The sequence below is a fragment of the Amycolatopsis sp. NPDC051061 genome (genome assembly GCF_040682935.1).
Lineage (GTDB): Bacteria > Actinomycetota > Actinomycetes > Mycobacteriales > Pseudonocardiaceae > Amycolatopsis.
The window spans coordinates 1-18881 of sequence record NZ_JBFBBZ010000095.1; the positions used below are offsets into that span (position 1 = coordinate 1).

Annotated in this window: 22 protein-coding genes and 2 pseudogenes; 8 read left to right on the top strand and 16 right to left on the bottom strand. The window is 73.6% G+C overall.

Annotated elements, in window-relative coordinates; genetic code table 11:
- Positions 1-113 precede the first annotated feature (113 nt).
- Positions 114-323: a hypothetical protein gene (locus AB0N03_RS50915; protein WP_364388561.1), complete on the bottom strand. Its 210-nt coding sequence runs from the start codon at positions 321-323 to the stop codon at positions 114-116.
- Between the two features lie 569 nt (positions 324-892).
- On the opposite strand from AB0N03_RS50915, the pseudogene AB0N03_RS50920 reads away from it, so the two are divergent.
- The 3 genes and pseudogenes from AB0N03_RS50920 to AB0N03_RS50930 all read left to right on the top strand — a co-directional run.
- A pseudogene (locus AB0N03_RS50920) lies at positions 893-1110 on the top strand (cytochrome ubiquinol oxidase subunit I); the annotation flags it as partial.
- A gap of 154 nt (positions 1111-1264) precedes the next feature.
- Positions 1265-1459: a hypothetical protein gene (locus AB0N03_RS50925; protein WP_364388563.1), complete on the top strand. Its 195-nt coding sequence runs from the start codon at positions 1265-1267 to the stop codon at positions 1457-1459.
- Positions 1460-1753, top strand: coding sequence for a hypothetical protein (locus AB0N03_RS50930; RefSeq protein WP_364388565.1), 294 nt, complete (start codon positions 1460-1462; stop codon positions 1751-1753).
- A gap of 560 nt (positions 1754-2313) precedes the next feature.
- Here AB0N03_RS50930 and AB0N03_RS50935 read toward each other — a convergent pair.
- Genes AB0N03_RS50935 through AB0N03_RS50945 form a run of 3 tightly spaced genes read right to left on the bottom strand, consistent with a single transcriptional unit; the run spans position 2314 to position 4809 of the window.
- Complete coding sequence (locus AB0N03_RS50935; RefSeq protein WP_364388567.1) at positions 2314-3210, bottom strand: SDR family oxidoreductase; 897 nt, start codon at positions 3208-3210, stop codon at positions 2314-2316.
- Complete coding sequence (locus AB0N03_RS50940) at positions 3207-4049, bottom strand: inositol monophosphatase family protein (protein WP_364388569.1); 843 nt, start codon at positions 4047-4049, stop codon at positions 3207-3209. The genes AB0N03_RS50935 and AB0N03_RS50940 overlap by 4 nt, the downstream gene beginning before the upstream one ends.
- Positions 4036-4809, bottom strand: a complete 774-nt coding sequence (locus AB0N03_RS50945) for a hypothetical protein (protein WP_364388571.1) — start codon at positions 4807-4809, stop codon at positions 4036-4038. The genes AB0N03_RS50940 and AB0N03_RS50945 overlap by 14 nt, the downstream gene beginning before the upstream one ends.
- A gap of 55 nt (positions 4810-4864) precedes the next feature.
- Between AB0N03_RS50945 and AB0N03_RS50950 the strand changes: the two genes are divergently transcribed.
- The gene (locus AB0N03_RS50950; RefSeq protein WP_364388573.1) at positions 4865-5302 is read left to right on the top strand and encodes a hypothetical protein; all 438 of its coding nucleotides are present in this window, start codon (positions 4865-4867) and stop codon (positions 5300-5302) included.
- A 416-nt stretch (positions 5303-5718) separates the two neighbouring features.
- On the opposite strand, the gene AB0N03_RS50955 is transcribed toward AB0N03_RS50950, so the two are convergent.
- Positions 5719-6459 (bottom strand): GAF and ANTAR domain-containing protein, encoded by a 741-nt coding sequence (locus AB0N03_RS50955; RefSeq protein ID WP_364388575.1) that lies wholly within the window; start codon positions 6457-6459, stop codon positions 5719-5721.
- A 111-nt stretch (positions 6460-6570) separates the two neighbouring features.
- On the opposite strand from AB0N03_RS50955, the gene AB0N03_RS50960 reads away from it, so the two are divergent.
- Positions 6571-7302 carry a GAF and ANTAR domain-containing protein gene (locus AB0N03_RS50960; RefSeq protein WP_364388577.1) on the top strand — a complete coding sequence of 244 codons (732 nt, stop codon included), beginning with the start codon at positions 6571-6573 and terminating at the stop codon, positions 7300-7302.
- A 7-nt stretch (positions 7303-7309) separates the two neighbouring features.
- Positions 7310-8734: a PP2C family protein-serine/threonine phosphatase gene (locus tag AB0N03_RS50965; RefSeq protein WP_364388579.1), complete on the top strand. Its 1425-nt coding sequence runs from the start codon at positions 7310-7312 to the stop codon at positions 8732-8734.
- A gap of 69 nt (positions 8735-8803) precedes the next feature.
- Here AB0N03_RS50965 and AB0N03_RS50970 read toward each other — a convergent pair whose 3' ends face one another.
- The 3 genes from AB0N03_RS50970 to AB0N03_RS50980 all read right to left on the bottom strand — a co-directional run bounded on the left by AB0N03_RS50970 (position 8804) and on the right by AB0N03_RS50980 (position 11804).
- The gene (locus AB0N03_RS50970; RefSeq protein ID WP_364388581.1) at positions 8804-9199 is read right to left on the bottom strand and encodes an anti-sigma factor antagonist; all 396 of its coding nucleotides are present in this window, start codon (positions 9197-9199) and stop codon (positions 8804-8806) included.
- A 97-nt stretch (positions 9200-9296) separates the two neighbouring features.
- The gene (locus tag AB0N03_RS50975) at positions 9297-10067 is read right to left on the bottom strand and encodes an ANTAR domain-containing protein (protein ID WP_364388583.1); all 771 of its coding nucleotides are present in this window, start codon (positions 10065-10067) and stop codon (positions 9297-9299) included.
- A gap of 108 nt (positions 10068-10175) precedes the next feature.
- The gene (locus AB0N03_RS50980; protein WP_364388585.1) at positions 10176-11804 is read right to left on the bottom strand and encodes a RecQ family ATP-dependent DNA helicase; all 1629 of its coding nucleotides are present in this window, start codon (positions 11802-11804) and stop codon (positions 10176-10178) included.
- A 126-nt stretch (positions 11805-11930) separates the two neighbouring features.
- On the opposite strand from AB0N03_RS50980, the gene AB0N03_RS50985 reads away from it, so the two are divergent.
- Positions 11931-12869, top strand: a complete 939-nt coding sequence (locus tag AB0N03_RS50985; protein ID WP_364388587.1) for a PfkB family carbohydrate kinase — start codon at positions 11931-11933, stop codon at positions 12867-12869.
- Positions 12870-12888: 19 nt separating this feature from the next.
- Here AB0N03_RS50985 and ligD read toward each other — a convergent pair whose 3' ends face one another.
- The 6 genes from ligD to AB0N03_RS51015 form a co-directional block, all read right to left on the bottom strand.
- On the bottom strand, positions 12889-14466 hold the full coding sequence (gene ligD, locus AB0N03_RS50990; RefSeq protein WP_364388589.1) for a non-homologous end-joining DNA ligase: 1578 nt from the start codon (positions 14464-14466) through the stop codon (positions 12889-12891).
- A gap of 17 nt (positions 14467-14483) precedes the next feature.
- Positions 14484-14618 carry a hypothetical protein gene (locus tag AB0N03_RS50995; protein ID WP_364388591.1) on the bottom strand — a complete coding sequence of 45 codons (135 nt, stop codon included), beginning with the start codon at positions 14616-14618 and terminating at the stop codon, positions 14484-14486.
- Positions 14619-14623: 5 nt separating this feature from the next.
- Positions 14624-15178, bottom strand: a complete 555-nt coding sequence (locus AB0N03_RS51000; RefSeq protein WP_364388594.1) for a hemerythrin domain-containing protein — start codon at positions 15176-15178, stop codon at positions 14624-14626.
- Between the two features lie 57 nt (positions 15179-15235).
- Positions 15236-15412, bottom strand: coding sequence for a hypothetical protein (locus tag AB0N03_RS51005; RefSeq protein WP_364388595.1), 177 nt, complete (start codon positions 15410-15412; stop codon positions 15236-15238).
- Positions 15412-15600, bottom strand: coding sequence for a hypothetical protein (locus tag AB0N03_RS51010; RefSeq protein WP_364388597.1), 189 nt, complete (start codon positions 15598-15600; stop codon positions 15412-15414). The genes AB0N03_RS51005 and AB0N03_RS51010 overlap by 1 nt, the downstream gene beginning before the upstream one ends.
- A gap of 100 nt (positions 15601-15700) precedes the next feature.
- Positions 15701-17275: an alpha-amylase family glycosyl hydrolase gene (locus AB0N03_RS51015; protein ID WP_364388599.1), complete on the bottom strand. Its 1575-nt coding sequence runs from the start codon at positions 17273-17275 to the stop codon at positions 15701-15703.
- A gap of 162 nt (positions 17276-17437) precedes the next feature.
- Between AB0N03_RS51015 and AB0N03_RS51020 the strand changes: the two genes are divergently transcribed.
- Entirely contained in the window at positions 17438-18112 is a 675-nt protein-coding gene (locus tag AB0N03_RS51020; RefSeq protein ID WP_364388603.1) for a class I SAM-dependent methyltransferase, read from the top strand.
- Positions 18113-18130: 18 nt separating this feature from the next.
- Here AB0N03_RS51020 and AB0N03_RS51025 read toward each other — a convergent pair whose 3' ends face one another.
- Together AB0N03_RS51025 and AB0N03_RS51030 are read right to left on the bottom strand one after the other, a co-directional pair.
- A complete protein-coding gene (locus AB0N03_RS51025; protein WP_364388601.1) occupies positions 18131-18523 on the bottom strand; it encodes a hypothetical protein in 393 nt (130 codons plus the stop codon).
- Positions 18524-18531: 8 nt separating this feature from the next.
- Positions 18532-18881, bottom strand: a pseudogene (locus AB0N03_RS51030) (hypothetical protein); the annotation flags it as partial.

Here is an 18881-nt window from a genome sequence, read left to right on the forward strand (position 1 = left end):
ATCCGCTCATGCACCTGATCCAGCTGATCCATCACCACATCGACCACCACCAGGATGATCTACCACACGCCACCCGAGTGCCGTTGCAGTACTAAGCCGTGGACATGCTGTGCCTACCGGGGTGCGGCTACGCCGTCGCCGTCCGCAGGCGTCGGGACGTCCTCTTCCTCGTCACGCACGCCCATGATCCGGTACCGCCGGCCGTTGCACCACGCGTACCCCTCCAAGCGGTGTTCCTGGATCCGCAGGTGCAGGTCCATGTCGGGATGATCGGTGAGCTGGTCCAGCTTGCGTTCGGTGTCTTCGCGCAGCCGCGGGTCCATCGCATTCCCCTTTCGATACGGCGGCTTGTTGCCGCCGGGTGTGGTACTTGCCGGGCAGCGCGGTGCTAAACCTCCAGGCACCGCCACGGTCCAGGCCGCGTCGGTGGCCAGCAGGCCGTGTTCGATCGCCCGCAGCCGTCGGGCGTCGGCTCACGCACCGGAAGTCAGTCGAGGCATCGCGGCTCTTCGCTCGGGTACCGCGGCACGGCTACCCCTCGCGCGCGGAACCAACCCGGCGGAACGGGTGTATCGCCGGCCGGCTCGGGTACGTGCCGTCGACGCCGACGTTTGGAGGACCGCATGACCGATACTGCCGCCCGGCCGACCCCGATGCCGCACCGCCCGGCGTGGCGGGCCCCGCGCGGCTCGGTGATCCTGAAGACGCTCCGCACGACCGCCCCTGCAGATCAGCTCACCGGACGTCGCCTTCCCCCGGCGTCGGCGGAGATCTCTGGATCACCGGGCTGATCGTCACCGGCCTCGGCACCATCCTCGGCGCGGTCAACATGATCACGACCGCGTTCCCGATCCTGACCGCGGCGCTGTTCGACCTGCCGGCCGACCGGCACCTCTCGGTGCTGCCGTTCATCTGGAACGTCGTCAAGAGCTACCGCTACGGCGAACCCATCAACGCCGACGACCCCTGGGGTTTCGGCAACTCCCTCGAATGGACCACCAGCCCGCCGCCACGGCACAACTTCCTGGAACTGCCCCGGATCCGCTCCGAACGACCCGCGTTCGAACTGCACTACCCCACAAGATCGAACGGATGCGCGCCGAAGCCCACCCCGCAGCCGATGAAGGGAAAGACCATGACCGAACTGCCGCTGCCCGACTACGACCAGACTCCGCTCGCGCGGCGCCACCGCATCCGCTCCCTCGACGAACCGCAGCTCACCTCGCTGATCGACCACGAGCGGGAGCATGGCGAGCGTGCACCGGTGTTGCAAATCCTGGACGCTCGCCTCGATGATCTGCAGCGCGGCGCCGAGTCCGCTCTCGGCGATCCCGCGGCGGCGCCGCCGCCGAGCGACGCCGCCGGCGGCTCACCCGTCGGTGAGGCGACGGCACCCGAGGGGACCACGCCGCTGCGGCATGGCGTCGCCGGCCAGACTCTTAAGCGCGGGCGGCCCTGAGTGGCCGGACGCCGCGAGCCCACCGTAGCCGCGTCGGACCAGTGGCTCGACGACGAAGGCGTTCGCGAACCCCGCGGGTCCGTGCACGCCTGGCGGATCGGGACCAACCAGACGCTGTGCGGCATTCCCTTGCGCAAGGCCGGGTTGCGGCGCTTCCCGCACGTGCTGTGGCTGGACGCCCGCTGGCTCGCCGACACGACGGACGAACGGATGGTCCTGTGCCATCGCTGCGCCACCGCGACCGGCGAGCGCCACGACCGCCGGCGGTGGACGCGCTGGCGACCGCGGCCGTGAACGTGGGGCGGATATTTCCGACGCCCGGTCGCGGTGACCACGATGAACCGTCCGGCTGCGCTCATCTCGAGCGTCACGGGGCGAGCGGGGCGGTGGGCTTCGACGACGACACGACGTTCTTCTGCTACTGCAGTGCGGAGCGACCGGATTCCGGCACGTGTCACCGCCTTCGGGCACCGCCCGCGCCGGACAGCTCCGGACAGCCGAAGTTCTCCGCCATCCGCTGGGGTACCTGGCGTCTTCCGAGCTGCCCCAGCTGCCCCACACGGTCAACAGAAACAACGCGCGTACGGTGCAGACCGGAGCGACGCAGCTCACGTCCGCGAGCGCCGACGGCGGGGAACACCACACCGCGCCGGGCGTTGTAAGAGGTGTCGGTACGGCGGAGTCCCCCGGGCCTCACCCCTTCCGCCTTCCCGGAACACCGGTTCACCCCGGAGCCGGGTCGCGCCACTCGCCGAGAGGCGACCCCCGTACCGGCCTTTCCAGCCACCGCTTCCGCTCGCAGGTCTCCCCCACCCTTCGCCGAGCGGAAGCGGTTCTTCTTCGCCTGGAACCGGTCAGGTCAGCGGTTGGCCACCGGTCACGCCGAGGACCTCGCCGGTGACGTAGCTGGACTCCTGCGAAGCGAAGAACACGAACGCCGGGGCGAGCTCGGCCGGCTGCCCGGCCCGGCCCATCGGGGTCTGCTCGCCGAAGGAGTCCACCTTCTCCGCCGGCATGGTGGCCGGGATCAGCGGCGTCCACACCGGACCCGGCGCGACCGAGTTCACCCGGATCCCCTTCCCGGCCAGGTCCTGCGCCAGTCCCTTGGTGAAGTTCGCGATCCCCGCCTTGGTCGTGGCGTAGTCCAGCAGCTCCGGCGACGGCTGGGACGCCTGGATCGACGAGGTGTTGATGATGGCCGACCCGCGGGGCATGTGCGGCACGGCCGCCTTGCACAGCCAGAACATCGCGTAGAGGTTGGTCTTCAGCACCCGGTCGAACTGCTCGGTGGAAATCCCGAGCAGACCTTCCTCCTGTGCCATCTGGTAAGCGGCGTTGTTCACCAGCACGTCGATCCCACCAAGCTCCGACACCGCCGTCTCGATGATCCGCGCGCAGTGCCGCTCCTCGCGGATGTCCCCGGGCACCAGCACGACCCGGCGGCCTGCCTCGCGCACCAGCTCCGCTGTGCGCTCGGCGTCAGCTTGTTCCTCCTCCAGATAGGACAGCACCAGATCCGCGCCCTCCCTGGCGAACGCGATCGCCACCGCCCGGCCGATCCCGGAGTCGCCACCGGTGATCACCGCCCGGCGGTCCCGCAACCGTCCGCTGCCACGGTAGGACTCCTCACCGTGGTCCGGCGCCGGGTCCATGGCCTCGCCCGAACCCGGGTGCGGCTGCTCCTGGCCCTGCTGCTCTTCCGGTCCCGGGTGCCGCTCCGCGGTCTCCTGGCTGTGCTGGTCCTCCGTCATACCTGCCTCCTCAACGTCGTTTCCGGTGCCTGTACCCGGTCCGACGGCGTCCATGCCGCGGCCAAGATCTCCTTCAGGGCGTGCCACAACGAATCGGCCGCCGCGAGCACGTCACCGCCGGCGGGCCAGGTGCCCGGTGTCGGGCCCTCGAGGTCGCCGGTCATTCCGCCCGCTTCCTGGACGAGTAGGACACCGGCGGCGCAATCCCATGGCTGAAGCCCGGGAGCCCACACCGCGTCCGCCCGTCCGGTGGCGACTTGGGCGAGCGCCGCGGCCGCGCTGCCGCCGCGGCGCAGATCTCGCACGCGAGGCAGCAGCGCGTCGATCACCCGGCCCGCCAGCTCCCGCTGCGGCGGACGGCCGAAGTTCAGCTCGACCAGCGCCCGGGACAGGTCATCCTGATTCAGGGCCGGGACCGCGGCCCCGTCCGCGATGGTGCCGCCGCCACGCCGAGCCTCAGTGGTCCGGCCGAGTACCGGCTCGACGACCACGCCGGCCAGCAAGGTGCCGTCGGTGGCGTCCGCGGCGGCGACGCTGACGGCCCAGTCAGGCCGTCCGTAGAGGTAGTTCGTGGTCCCGTCGATCGGGTCGACGATCCAGCGCACCCGCCCGGCGCCGGCGGTGGCGCCCGCCTCCTCCCCGAGGACGGCGTCGCCGGGGCGGCGGCGGGCCAGGACCGTCCGGATGGTCTGCTCGGTGTCGCGATCAGCCTGGCTGACCAGGTCGTCCGAGGCCGCCTTCTCTTCGACCACGAGCTCGCGGGCGCGCCAGGACATCGCCGTCCGCGCTCCTTCCCCCGCGGCCTCGCGAGCGACGGACAACAGCTCATCGAGATCCACGAGGACCTCCGGTTCGCAAGACGCTCCAGGTGGCCTCGCCGACCACGGTGTGGGCGACCGGGGTGAGGACAGCCACCGCGGCGGCCCGCGCGCGCCGGGTCCCCGCGCCGATGGTCTTCAGCCGCTTGCCGCTGAAGACCAGGTAGGCAGCCATCACCGCGAGCCACGGCAACACGGCGGCCACCGGACGCGCCACCCCCTCGACAACCAGTGCCCCACCCAGGACCGCCGCCCCGGCGAGCACCACCACCAGGCGCCCCCGCGGCACGACGATCGCCGTCACGGCCGCCAGGCCGCCGAGTACGGCCGTCGCCGCAGCGTGCGCCGGCCGCGGGAAGCCGGTGAGCAACGGTCCGGTCAGCCCGGCGGCCGTGCCGGCGAGCACCAGCGCCAGGTTCCACGGAGCCGTCAGCGGAGTCCGGCCGCGCAGGGCGGCCCAGTCGGCGGGATCGCGCTCGGTAGCCGGGGCCGGGAGCCAGCGCACGAGGCCGAGCAGGTGTTCGCGGGCCTGCTCGGCGCGCGCGGTCCAGACCAGCCGGCCGTGATCGATCCGTGCGAACGCGAGGGCCTCCAGGGCCCACCTGCTGGTCACGAAGGCGATGCCGAACGCCCACAGCGTCACCGCGACAGCGACCAGGGTCACGGGCCGCTCGCCCAGGTCCACGGCCAGTACCAGCCCGATCATCCCGCGCAGGGCGTAGCCGGCGCCCACGACGACCCACAGCGCCAGCAGCCTCGAACAAGAGCTGGCGGAGGCCAAAACCGCCCGGACCCGGCTCCGGAACGAGCAGAAGATCGACCAGCTGCAGGGAAGCTTGTCCGCCCTGAACCGGCAATGGGCCGAACTGAAGGGCCGGTTGGTGCGCGATCTCGAGGACGCGGGTTTGACCGGTGACGACGCCGCGCTCTGCCGGTGGCAGGGCGAGCGGTTGCGCACCGACCGCCCACTCTCCGGCGAGGAGCGTGAACAAGCTCGGCGGTTGGTGCACGCCCTACGAGGTCACGGGCGGCTGGACAAACGCCTCCGGCGGGTGCTGGCCGGCTCAATGCCGGTTACCCGGCCGGGACGGAGGTGGCCGTCCCGGCTGGCGGCCGCGGAGGCCGATGAGGAAGCAACTCAGGACCGGGTCGGCCGGGTGAAGCGGGACCTGGACGACCTCGGCCGCGACCTCGCCCTCGGTGCGGCGGTGGCTGCCGCCGCGGCGAGCCTCGGACCGGCTCGGCCACCGATGAGGCCTCCGCAGCGGACCTGACCCCATTTCGCCGACAATACGCTCGCTGCAGTTTCGCGGGACTCGTCATCCCCTATTCCAGCCCCCGAAAACCGACTCCCAGCTCATGCCCGGTTACGATGCGTCCGGACCCGCCCGGCACCGGAGCGGCGTGTTTGACCAACCTTCCGCTCCGGTACTGCCGCCTCCACCCGCGGACCGGCCGGCCACGGACTCGAAACCGCATGGGTGTCGGCCGGCGGCACAGCCAAGAACAATCAGGGCAAGCCCGACCTGCACCCCGGCCTGCGACCGGTCCGCGTCCGCGAGGACCAGTTCCTGGAGCCAGCTCGAAGAAGAAGCAGCCGTCCCTCCTGACCGAGTCCGACCTGAGCCAGGTGGATCTGAATGGTAGTTTCTCGTACCCCGGCCACCGTCATTCCGTTTTCCGCGCGAATTCACACCACACCGCTGGAAACCACCCGGGCGACGAACTTGTCCGCGACTTCGCGCAGTTTCACGTTCTCCCGCTGGGACTGCTCGACGAGGAGGGCGAACGCGTCGTCGGCGTCGATCTGGCGGATCGCCATCAGCATGCCCTTGGCCTGGTCGATGACCGCGCGGGACGTCAGCGCCGCCTGCAGGTGCTCGACCGTCTCGCGGGCCTTGACGTAGCGGTGGTACACGCGCAACACCGCTTCGACCGCGGCCGTGTACAGCTCGAGCAGCTGGGCTTCGATCTCCTCGAAGCCGTCGTCCTGGCGGCCGTAGCAGTTGATCGCGCCCGAGTACTCGTCGTCGGCCACCAGCGGTGCGGCGAGGAAGCTCCCGAAACCCGCTTCCCGGGCCCCGCTCGCGAACGACGGCCAGCGCTCCGTCGCGTCGGTCACCGAGGTGCGGACGATCTTGCCGCTGCGGACCGCCTCCAGGCACGGACCGTCACCGAGGCGGTACTGGTCGCCGTCGAGGTCGCTCACGACGGCGGCGGTCGCGGACGCCGTGTGCGGCTCGTCGCCGCGCACCAGCGTGATCGACGCCTCGTCCACCCCCGGCACGGCGTGGCGCACCTGCAGGCACACGTGCCGCAGCAGGATCCGGAAGTCGTCCTCCTGCCGCAGGACGGCGGTCAGGGCCTCGAGGGCCCCGGTGACGTCGTCGAGAAACGGCGAAGCCGTCGCGGTGGGCTCCGGCAGTTCCATGTCCACTCCTCCCGCTGGGGCGCCGAGCGGATGGGGTACCCACTTCACGCCCGGCCCATGTCCTGGGTCAGGGCAGGTTTGACGGCGGCCCCCGCTTGGTAATCAGCCGCCATGGCGACGGAGAAGGCGCTTGGGCTGCCGCTGGATGGCGAGCTGGCGGGGGTTGCCGCGCGGATGTCGGGACTGCTGCTCTCGCGGGAGACCGTCGATTCGGTGCTCGAGCTGATCGTCTCGCTCGCGGGGACGACGATCACCGCCGCGGCGGGCGCCGGGGTGACGCTCGTCGACGACGAGGGCCGCCCCGCCACGACGAGCGCCTCCGGGCCGCTGGTGCGCGACGCCGACACCCTGCAGTACCAGCTCGGCGAGGGACCCTGCCTGACCGCGCTCGCGGAGGGTGCGCCGATGCGGATCGACGACGTCACCACCGAGCGGCGCTGGCCGCGGTGGTGCGCCGCGGCCGGCGACGCGGGACTGCGGTCGGTGCTGACCACGCCCCTCGTCACCGAAGACGGCTGCCTGGGCGCCATCAAGGTCTACGCGACGGCTTCCGGCGCGTTCGGCCGCGCCGACGAGGAGACGCTCGCGGAGTTCGCCGGCCGCGCCGCCGTCCTCGTCGCCAACGCCCGCGCGTACGAACGGGCGAGCCGCTTCAGCGAGCGGTTCAAGGAGACCCTCCGCGACCGTGACGCGGTCACGATGGCGAAGGGATTCCTGATGGGCCGCGACGGCGTCGACGAGGACGCCGCTTTCGACCGCCTGCTGGCGCTGGCGCGCGCCGGCGCCCGCAGCCCGGCCGAGGCCGCCGCGGCCCTGCTCACCGCCGCGCGCCGGGGAGAGTGAGCCGCCGATGCGTTTCCTGCCCGAGGAGGAGCAGCAGCGGCAGCTCGCCGTCTGCTTCGCGCGGAGCCGGCTCACACCGGAACAGCTCTGGATGCGCTACTTCGCGCTCGGCGGCAGCCAGAGCCTGCTGGAGCTGGACGCCTACCTCAACGGGCTGACCACCCTGCCCCGCGTCGACCGCGACATGATGGCCCACGCCGTCAACGAGCGGCTCGACGAGCTGGCCGGCCCGCCCCGCGCGCCCTACAGCCACACGGTCCGCGACGGCAAGCCGTTGCACGGCCCGTTGAGGGCGCTCGTCGACCTCCTCGAGGGCGCCCACCGCGCGCCGCCCGAGCGGCTGCCCGCCGTCGTCGCCGAAGCGGGCCGCGCGCTCGACCTCCGGATCGGCATCTACCTCGCCGACTACGACCAGCGGACACTCGTGCCGCTGCGCGCGGAGACCGCCTCGGACCTGGACATCGAGACAACCGTCGCGGGGGAGGTCTTCCGCCGCGCGGGAACCACCGTGACGCGGGACGGCCCCGACCCCATCTTGTGGACGGTGCTGCTCGACGGCGTCGAACGGCTCGGGGTGCTGGAGATCGTGCCGACCGACGGCGCCGACCCGGACGACCCCGTGCTGCGGGAGCAGTGCCACTGGCTGGCGAGCCTGCTGGGCCACCTGGTGACGATCACCACCCAGTACGGCGACGGCCTCGACGCGCGGCGCCGGCGGCACCACCGCGCGTCCCCCGCCGAGCTGCTGTGGCAGAGCCTGCCGCCGCTGACCGGCGCGACCGACAGCGTGATCGTCGGCGCGAGCGTCCAGCCGGCGTACGACCTGTGCGGGGTGGTGTTCGACTACGCGCTCTCGGAACGACGGGCGCGGCTGGCGATGTTCGACGCGGGCCCGCGCACGGGCGGGGCGAGCTACGCGGTGGTCAACGCCCTCGCGGCCTACCGCGCCGCCCGGCGCGACGGGGCTTCGCTCGGGGAGCAGTACGCCGCCGTCGGCCGCGAGCTGGCGGGTTCGGAGAGGGTCGTCACCGGGGTGGTCGCGGAGCTGGATCTGCGGACCGGCGTGCTGCGCTGGCTGGGCGCCGGGCACCCGGAGCCCTTGATCGTCCGCGACGGCCGGGCGCTGCCGGACACCGGGGCCGGCGCGGCCCGGTTCGTCGGGGACGAGCGGCTGCCGCCGGTCACGGAGGTGCGGCTGCGGCCCGGTGACGTGCTCGCGCTGTACTCGCACGGCCTGGCCGAGCCGGCCGGCCGGTCCGGGACGCCGTTCGGGCGGGAGCGGGTGGCCGGGTACCTCGCGGACGGGACGCTGCCGCCGGAGACCGCGCGCCTGCTGACCCGTGCCGCCGTCAGCGACAGCGCGGGCGCGCTGCGGTCGGACGCGGGGGTGCTGGTCGCCCGCTGGGTCCCCGCTGACCAGGGCGCGAGATGACGACGCCCGCCGGGCACCACCGGAGCACAGCCGAGCCGGCGGACACCGCGCCGGCCAAGGCACGGGCGCTCAGCAGGCGGTGTCCGCCACCCCCGCCGCCAACAGCTCCCGCAGCGCGTCCGAGAGCGAAGCGAACATCGGGACCACCGCGGCCAGCCCGGTGATCCGGAACAGCCGCGCCAGGGTCCGGCTGTTCGCCACCACGACCAGCCGCCCGCCCTCCTTCGTCGCGAGCTCCGCGGCCGCCGCGAGCGCGCGGGCGCCGGCCAGGCCGAGGAACGCGACCTGGGACAGGTTCACCACCGTCGTCCCCGGTGGGGACGCCGCGAGCTCGCGCTCCAGGATCGGCAGGGTCAGGGCGTCGATCTCGCCGGCGAAGGTCAGCACCAGCAGACCGGGGCGGTACTCCGTCCGGCGCGCCGTGAGCGGCGCGGACCGGGTGGGGACCGGGAACGTGGGGGACACGGGTTCGGCAGGCCTTCCGCGCCGGTACGGGGCCGGCGTCGCAGCGGGGTGATCAAGGTCGGGGTCTTGATACCCAAACCGCCGGAACGGAAACGCGCTATTCCGTGGTGAACGCCGACCAGAGCCGCTCGGCCGCGTGGCGGGCCGCGGCGCCGGGCCGGATCTCCGGCACGCCGCCGGACGGGGGCGCGGACCGGCCCCCGAGGTGCTCGACCAGGGCGACGGCCAGCTCGCGGACCTTCACGTTGAACTCCTGGCTGGCGCGGCGCAGGGTCTGCCAGGCCTCGTCCGGGGCGCACCGCCGGACCGCCATGACCGCGCCTTTGGCCTGCTCGATGGCGGCGCGGGAGGCCAGCAGGTCCAGCGTCTGGTCCGGGTCGCCCGTGGTGGCGGTCTCGGCGACGACCAGGGTCAGCTCGGTGAGCTTTTCGTAGCGTCGCAGGACACCCACGATCCCGGCGCTGGGCGGCCGATCGAACGTCGCGGACAGCACGAACGCGCTGCCGTCGTCCCAGAAGCCGGGCAGGGCGGCCGCGCCGCGGACCTCGGCGAGCTCCGCGCGGCTCGTGAACACGGCGTCGCGGGTGAGCCCGGGCCAGCGTTCGTCGGCGAAGAGGTCGTCCGTCGTCACCGGCTCACCGGTACCGGCCGCGACGGTGACCGGGCCGCCGTGCGCCAGCTGGGCGGGCAGCAGGTCGGCAGCGACGCCCGCGGTGGCCAGCACCCGCGGCGGCCGGCCGCCGTACCCGGCCGCGAGGCCCGCGCCGAGGCACCCCGGCAGTTCGCCGGTGATCCGCTCGAGCAGCGCCTGCAGCAGTTCGGTCAGCGGTCTCCACCGGTCCGCCGCGTTCATCAATGTCTCGGTCACCCGAACCTCACTTCCACCGGGTCTTCGTCCTCCTGATTTACCCGATCTCGCGGTGATCCACATCCGGACCCCGGAGGAACCGGTGCGTCCGTCCGGCTCAGCGGTGGATCACCCGGTGACGGCCAGCAGGTCCTGCTCGCGCACGACCGGCAGCGACAGCGTCCGGTAGCCCACGTCGTCGAAGAGCACGGTGAGCTTCTCGTCCTCGACCGCCATCACCACCCCGCGGCCCCAGTCCGCGTGCCGCACGACGGTCTCCGCGCGGAACTCGCCGCCGGCCGGGACAGCCGTGCCGGCGGCACCCGATTCGCAGGTGTCGCAGTAGCCGCAGGGCGCGTCGAGCTCTTCGCCGAAGTACCCGAGCAGGAAGCGGCGGCGGCAGCCCGTCGTCTCCGCGTACGCGCGGATCATCTCCACCCGCGAGCGGATCAGCTCGGCCGCCCGCTCCGCCGCCTCGTGGGCCCGTTCGACCACGGCGTCGGTGCCGGCGCGGGGATCGGTGAGCGCGAAGCGCCCGTCCGGACCCGCCAGCACCGCGCCGCACCGTTCGAGGAGGTTGAGCGCGCGGGTGCGCCGCCCGGACGGTCCGGGGACGGCCTGGGCGAGCCGGCGCCGGTCCCGGGGTTCGTCGCGCAGCGCTTCGACGACGGCCCGCAGCTCGTCCTCCGGCGGTGCGGACCGGGTGAGGAACCGCTGCCGCGCCAGGTCTTCCGGCCGGTAGCAGAGCAGGACCTCGGCGGGCTCGCCGTCGCGGCCCGCGCGGCCGATCTGCTGGTAGTAGGTGTCCACCGAGTCGGGGACGGACGCGTGCACCACGAATCTCACGTCGGGCTGGTCGATGCCCATGCCGAACGCCGACGTCGCGACGACGACGTCGGTCTCCCCCGCCGCGAACCGCCGGTGCACGTCGTCGCGGTCGGCGCCCTTCATCCCGCCGTGGTAGGCGAAGGCGCGGATGCCCCGCGCGGCCAGCTCCGCGGCGTAGTCCTCGGTCTCCCGCCGGCTCGCGGTGTAGACGAGCCCGCTGCCCGGTAGTTCGGCGACCCGGTCCACCACCGCCGCGCGCTTCGCGGCGTCGTCGGTGAACCGCGCGACCGCCAGGTGCAGGTTCGGCCGGTCGAAGCTCGCGACGACCTGGCGCGGGTCCCGCAGGCGCAGCGACGCCGTGATGTCGGCGCGGACCGGCGCGGCGGCGGTGGCGGTCAGGGCGAGCACCGGCGGGCGCCCGAGCCGCTCGACGACCGGCGCCAGCCGCAGGTAGTCGGGCCGGAAGTCGTGGCCCCACGACGAGACGCAGTGCGCCTCGTCGACGACGAACAGCGATACCCCGGCGCCGGCCAGCCCGGCGACGACCTCGTCCTTCGCGAGCTGTTCCGGCGACAGGAAGACGTACTCGGCCGAGCCGTCCCGGATCGCGTCCCACACCCGCTCCCGGTCCGCGGCCGACTGCCGCGAGTCGAGCGCCACGGCGGCCGGCACCGCCGCGGCGTCCAGGCCCTCGATCTGGTCGCGCTGCAGCGCCAGCAGCGGCGACACGACCACCGTCGGACCGGGCAGCACCAGGGCGGGCACCTGGTAGATCGCCGATTTGCCGGCGCCGGTGGGCAGCACCACCAGCACGTCCAGGCCGTCGCACACCGCGGCCATCGCTTCGGTCTGTCCGGCGGTCAGCTCGGTCCAGCCGAACCGCCGCGCGGCCAGCCGCCGGAGCTCGGCCACCTTCCCGTCGTCGCTCATGGGCGCAGGGCTACCCCGGACGGGGCGCGGCAACCGCCGACCCGATCGAGCGGTTTGACTCCCGCCCGCGACCGGGTAGCCGATCTTCGGCAACCGAGGAGGCGCCATGGATCGGCGGTACCGGTGATGTTCAGCGAAGTCGTGGTGGTCGGGCAGATCGCCCGTGACCTGGTGGTGGAGGTCCCGGCCGCGCCACCCGCGGACGCGTCGGTGCCGGTGAAGCACCGGCAGGAGCTGCTCGGCGGGAAAGGCGCCAACCAGGCCGTGGCGCTGAGCCAGCTCGGCGTGGCGGTGTCGCTGGTCGGCGTCGTCGGGCAGGATGCCGTCGGCGACGCGTTGCGCGCCCGCGCCCGGGCCGACCGGATCGGCACGGCGCACGTGGTCCGCCGGCCGGGCACCGAGACGGCGCTCATCGTCGACGTGGTCGACGACCAGGGCCGGCGCCGCTACCTCGAGCACGTCCCGGACGCCACGCTGGTGACCGAGACCGACGTGTTCGCCGCGTCCGCCCCGATCTCGGCCGCCGGGTCCCTCATCGTCCAGCTGCAGCAGCCCGCCCCGGCGGCGTTGCTGGCGGCCCGGCTCGCGCACACCGCGGGCACCCGGGTCGTCCTGGACGGCGCTCCCGAAGACGACGACTTCGCCGCGGACCTGCTCTCACTCGCCGACGTCGTCCGCGCCGACGGCCACGAGGCCGAACTGCTCACGGGACAGCCGGTGGACGACGTCGCCGGCGCGGCCCGCGCCGCGGCGGAGCTCCGGCGGCGCGGGCCGTCGCTGGTCGTGCTCGAGGTGGCCGGGCAGGGGAACCTGTTCGCCGGGCGCGCGGAGTCGTGGTTCGTGCCGCACGTCGAGACCGAGGTGGTCGACCCGACCGGGGCCGGGGACGCGCTGGTCGCGACCTTGACCGCGGCGCTGACCCGCCGCCGTCCGCTGGAGACGGCGGCGTGCCTGGCGGTCGCGGCGGCCGCGGCCACGACCGAGCACGCGGGCGGGCGGCCGCACCTGTCCCGCACGGTCCTCGACCGGCTGCTACCCCAGGCGCTCGAAGCCCTTCACGCGTGAGCGGGCGCCGAGCGCCCGGTCACAAGCCCGGCAGCTTCTGCTCAACCCCGAGCAGGTCCGCGAACGGGTCGCCGCGTTCGGCCAGCCGAGCAGGAACGTCCCGGATCGTCCACCGGTCCGGGGTGAGCCCGTCGTCGTCGAGCTCGTCCCACTCCAGCGGCACCGACACCGGCGCCCCGGGGCGCGGCCGCACGCTGTACGGCGCCACCAGCGTCTTGTTGAGCACGTTCTGCGTGTAGTCGAGCCGGGCCCGGCCGCCGCGCTTGTCCTTCGCCCAGGCCCAGCTGACCAGCTCCGGCAGGACCCGCCCGATCGTCTTCGACACCGTCTCCGCCCACGCGCGGGTCTGCTCGAAGGTGCAGTGCGGCGCGATCGGCACCCAGACCTGGATCCCGCGCTGCCCGGTCACCTTGGGCCGCCCGGTCAGGCCGAGGTGCTCGAGCGCCGTGCGGTGCAGCCGCGCCAGTTCCAGCACCTGCGCGAACGACGTCTCCGGGCCCGGGTCGATGTCGAACAGCACCCAGGTCGGGCGGTCGACGTCGTCAGCGCGTGACGTCCAGGCGTGCAGCTCCAGCGCGCCGTAGTTCGCCAGCCACGCCAGCGTCGCGACGCTGTCCGCGACGACGTACCGCTGGCTCTCCCCCGCCTCGGCACGCTCGTTGCGCCACGTCGTCAGCCATTCGGGTGCGTGCTTCGGCACTTCCTTCTGCCAGAAGCCCGCTTCGGTGACGCCTTGCGGAAAGCGGTTCGTGTTGAGCGGCCGGCCGGCGAGGTACGGCAGCATGACCGGCCCGACGGTCGCGTAGTACCGGATCAGGTCCTGCTTCGTCACCGGCTCGCCGTCGCCGGCCGCCGGGAAGAGGACCTTGTCGAGGTTGGTCAGCGACAGCTCCCGCCCGGCGACCGACCACTTGCCCTTGGCCTTGAGGTCGTCGAGGGCCGCCAGCTCGTCGGCGGTGGCAGCCGCGAACCCCACCGGCTCCTCGGCCCGCGCGGCCGGCCGGTCGCCGTGCCACAGCGCGTCGGGAGCGGCCGCCACCTCGTCGTTCGTGCGGCCGCTCTTCACCGAGCGCGGGTGGTCCTCGGCGTCCCAGCCGGCCTCGGCGTGCTCGTCCTCCTTGTGCAGGAGGAACCACTGGTCCTTCTCCCCGCGGTTCGTGCGGACGAGGACGAACCTTCCGGCCAGCTTCTCGCCCTCGAGGTCGAAGTGCAGGGTGCCGTCCTCGATCGCGCGGGCCGGATCGGCGTCGACCGGCCGCCACACGCCGCGGTCCCAGACGATGACGTCCCCGCCGCCGTACTCGCCGCGCGGGATGACGCCTTCGAAGCCGGCGTACTCGAGCGGGTGGTCTTCGACGTGCACGGCCAGCCGGCGGGCCTTCGGGTCCAGCGTCGGCCCCTTCGGCACCGCCCAGCTGACGAGCACTCCGTCGAGTTCGAGCCGGAAGTCGTAGTGCAGCCGCCGGGCGCGGTGCCGCTGGACGACGAACCGGTGGCCGTCCGGGCCGCCCCGGTCCCCGCCGGCCGGCTCGGCGGTCCGGTCGAAGTCGCGCATCTCCTGGTAACGCCGCAGTTTGCGGGCCGGGACAGCTGCCATGCCGACGGGGTACCCAGTCACTCCGGTGCCGACCAGGGTGGATTCTTCTTCGCCAGCTCCTGGTACTCGTCCACCTCCTGCGGGGTGGGGTCGAGCCCGGCCGCCTCCGCGAACTCCTCCGGGTCGGTGACCTCGTCGTCCGGTTCCGTCATCGGGGTCACCCCCCGAACGCGGCGCGGATGAGGTCGCGCGCCCGGTCCATGATCGCCGCCGGCGGGCCCAGCAGGAGGTTCGCCTTCGCGCTCTCGACGCCGGGGTGCGGCCGGGTCGGCCCGACCGCTTCGGCCAGCTTGGCGGTCGCCGCCATCGCCCGCAGCCGCTCCGGCGGCCGGTGGGCGCGCAGCAGCGGGAACTCGTCGCGCTCTTCGTGGTCGGCGTGCGCGAGGACGTCGTCGCGCAGCTGGACGAGCAGCGTGTCGAACCCGTCGGCCTCGGGGCCCATCTTCTGCAGGGTCGTCAGGAGCTCCTTGGCCCGGTGCTCCTCGCCGAGCCGCGCGTCGACGACGGGCCCGGCCGCGGGCTCGAGGTCCCGGATCTCCGGGTGCACGACCAGCTCCTCGGCGGTCTCGTGCACCGCCAGCAGCCGCACCAGGTCGTGGAACAGCTCCGGCCGCCGGTCGCCCTCCGCGGTCTCCAGCTCGGCGAACATCGCGCGGATCTCCCGGTGCTGGCGTTGCAGCAGCTCGATGACGTCTTCTTCTTCGTGCGGCACGGAAAGCCCTCCTCCTCGGTGGGTGGTCGGAGGGAGGCTTTCCCCGTCGCCGGCCGGTTACTCCTGCCGGCTCGCGACCGTGAGCCACAGCACGCCGGCGGCGGTCAGCGCGATCCCCGCGACGGTCCACCAGGACCACCACGTGAAGAAGGCGACGACGAGCCCGACGGCGAGCAGCACGCCCCCGCCGGTGTCGCCCGTCCCGGCGCGCGAGAACCCTCCGGCGACCGCCATCAGCCCATCCTCCCGTCGACGGCGGCCACGACCAGCGCGGCGCAGTTCCGCACCGCCACGCCGCGCTCCTGCGCCATCGCGATCAGGGCCGACTGCGCGGCCGCACCCGTCATGCCTTGGGCCACCAGGACTTTCAACGCCAGGGCCACGACATCGGTGGCGGGCGGACGCGGAGTGCGGACAGGCATCGGACGACCTCCGGCTCGGACGGTGGCAACGAACGCGACCGGATACCCCGGCGCTCCCGGTTTCACACCGGTCAAGCCAACCCGCCCGGGTGAATCCGGCTCAACTCCCCACGAGCCACACCGCGGCGTCCACCGGCAGCCGGCCACCCTCCAGCGGCACGCTCGACAGCACCACCCGCCCGTTTTCCGGCAGCTCGCACGGCTCGGCCGACAGGTTCACCACGCAGGCGAACCCCGGCTCTCGCGCGAAGGACAGCACGCCGGGAGACGCCGGCGACCACGTCAAAGTCCCGTCTCCCAGTGCCGGCTGCGCCCGGCGGGCCGCGAGGGCCGCGCGGTACAGCCGGAGCATCGAGCCCGGGTCGGCGGCCTGGGCCTCGGCCGTCGCCGTGCGCCAGTGGGCCGGTTGCGGCAGCCACGTGCTCGTCCCCTCGGGCGCGAAGCCGAACGGCGGCGCCGTTCCCGACCACGGGATCGGAACCCGGCAGCCGTCGCGACCACGGCGGGTGTGGCCGGACCGCTCCCACGTCGGGTCGGCGAGCACCGCCTCGGGCAGGTCTTCGACCTCTTCCAGCCCCAGCTCCTCGCCCTGGTACAGGTAGGCGCCGCCGGGCAGGGCGAGCATCAGCAGCAGCGCCGCCCGGGCCCGCCGCCGGCCCCGCTCGAGGTCGCCGCCGGGCGCGAACCGCGTCACGTGCCGGACGACATCGTGGTTGGACAGCACCCAGGTCGCGGGCGCGCCGACCGCCGCCAGCGCCTCGAGCGTCCGGTCGATCACCGCGCGCAGCGCGTCCGGGTCCCAGTCGCAGCGCAGGAAGTCGAAGTTGAACGCCGTGTGCAGCTCGTCCGGGCGCACGTACCGCGCGAGGCGGTCCGGCCGGTCGACCCACGCCTCGGCGACGAACACCCGGTCCGGCCCGAACTCGCCCGCGAGCTTGCGCCACGAGCGGTAGATCTCGTGCACGCCGTCGAGGTCCCAGTGCGGGTGCGCGCCGCGGTCCGGCGGCTGCGCGATCTCTTCGTCGTCGGCGCCGAGGTCGGGGAAGCCCGGGTCCTTGAGCAGGCCGTGGGCGACGTCGATGCGCACGCCGTCGACCCCGCGGGCGAACCAGAACCGCAGCAGGTCCTCGAAGTCCGCCCGGACCCCGGCGTCGTCCCAGTTGAGGTCGGGCTGTTCCGGGGCGAACAGGTGCAGGTACCACTCGCCGTCGGCCGCCCGCGTCCACGCCGGGCCGCCGAAGACACTGCGCCAGTCGGTCGGCGGCAGCTCGCCGTCCGCACCGCGTCCCGGCCGGAAGTGGTACCGCGCGCGTTCGGGCCCGCCGGCGAGCGCGGCGCGGAACCACGGGTGGCGGTCGGAGGTGTGGTTCGGCACGACGTCGATCAGCAGCCGCAGCCCCACCCGGTGCGCCTCGGCGATCAGGTCGAGGACGTCGGAGTCGGTGCCGAACAGCGGGTCGGGGGTCCGGTGGTCTTCGACGTCGTAACCGCCGTCGACCATCGGCGAGCGGTACCACGGCGTCGTCCACACCGCGTCGACACCGAGGTCGGCCAGGTGGCCCAGGCGGGAGCGAAGGCCCGCGAGATCCCCGGCGCCGTCCCCGTCCGCGTCGGCGAAGCTGCGTACGTAGACCTCGTAGACGACGGCGTCGCGCCACCAGTTCGCGGAGTCCATGACACCCGAGTATCTACGCTGAAGCCGTGACCGACGCGTGGGAATGGGATCCGTCCCTCTATTCGGGCAGCGCCGGGGTACTACGCGCGCGGCCGCGCCGCCTATCCCCCGGAGCTCGCCACGGCGTTCGCCACCGAGCTGGAGCTGGACGGGCCGGGGCGCCTGCTCGACGTCGGCTGCGGGCCGGGGTCGCTGACCTTGCCGCTGGCCGGTTCGTTCGAAGAGGCGGTCGGGCTGGACGCCGACGCGGACATGCTCGGCGAAGCGAGCCGGCTCGCCACCGCGGCCGGAATCCGCAACTGCCGCTGGGTGCACCGGCGCGCCGAAGAGCTGCCCGCCGGGCTCGGCCGGTTCCGGCTGGTCACCTTCGCGCAGTCGTTCCACTGGTTCGACCGGGCGCGGGTCGCCGCCGCGGCGCGCGGCATGCTCGAACCGGGCGGGACCTGCGCCCACGTGCACGCGACGACGCACGAGGGCGTCGAAGGGTCGGTGCCGCGCGCGGAGATCACGGCGCTGGTGCGCGCGTACCTCGGGTCGGTGCGGCGCGCCGGCCAGGGCACGCTCCCGGACGGCACGGCCGGTGGCGAGCCGGCGATCTACCGCGCCGCGGGGTTCCGCGGGCCGCGGCGGTTCGAGGTGCCGGGCCGGGTCGTGACGCGCACCGCCGACGAGGTCGTCGCCGGCGTCTTCTCCCTGTCGAGTGCGGCGCCGCACTTGTTCGGCGACCGCCGCGCGGAGTTCGAGGCCGAGCTCCGCCGGCTGCTGCACCGGGCGAGCCCGGCCGGGACGTTCGCCGAGCGGCTGCGCGAGATCGCCGTCGACCTCTGGCAGCCATGACGTCCACTGTGGACGGTCTTACCAGGGGTTGTTGTCGAAGCCGTCGTCGTCGGCCTCGACCGCGCGCGCCCGGCGGCCGCGGCGGGGGCCCTCGTCACGGGCGGACGGCCGTGCCTCCGGCGCCGGCGCGAACGGCGACGCCGAACCGGGCTCACCGCCGAAGGCGTCCGAGTCGAAGGCCGACGGCGGTTCCGTGGCGCCCCGGTCCGTGCTCCAGCCGGACTTCGTCTTGCGCTGCGCCATCTCGCGCACGTGCTGCACGTACCGCTCGGCCGCCTGGGCCTGCTTGGTCATGTACTCCTGCGACCGGGCCTTGATCTCCTCGCCGCGCTGTTCGCGCAGGGCACGCCGCTCGGACTGTTCGCGGACGAGGCCGTCCAGCTCGGCCTTCATCGCGTCGATCTCGCTCATGCGTCCTCCTACCAGGTCCGGCGGGCGGTCGGCGGGTCTTCGTCGTCGTTGAGGGAGCCGATGATCCGGCGCCCCGGTTCGCCGAGGTTGTCGAAGACGGCGCCGTCGATCCGGTAGGCGGACGACCGGCGTTCGGTGTCGCCGCCACCGCCGCCCTGGGCACCGCCCATGGCGCCCATGCCCCCCATCCCGGTCATCCCGGACTGACCGGAAGGGCCCGCCGACGCACCGGCCGGGGCGAACGCGGTCGCGGGCTGGGCCTGCGTCGCGCCGACGCCGCTCTGGACACCGCCGGACATCGGCGTGTCGCCGAGCCCGTTCGCCGCGCCGCCCGGGTCCAGACCGGTCGCCGAAAGGC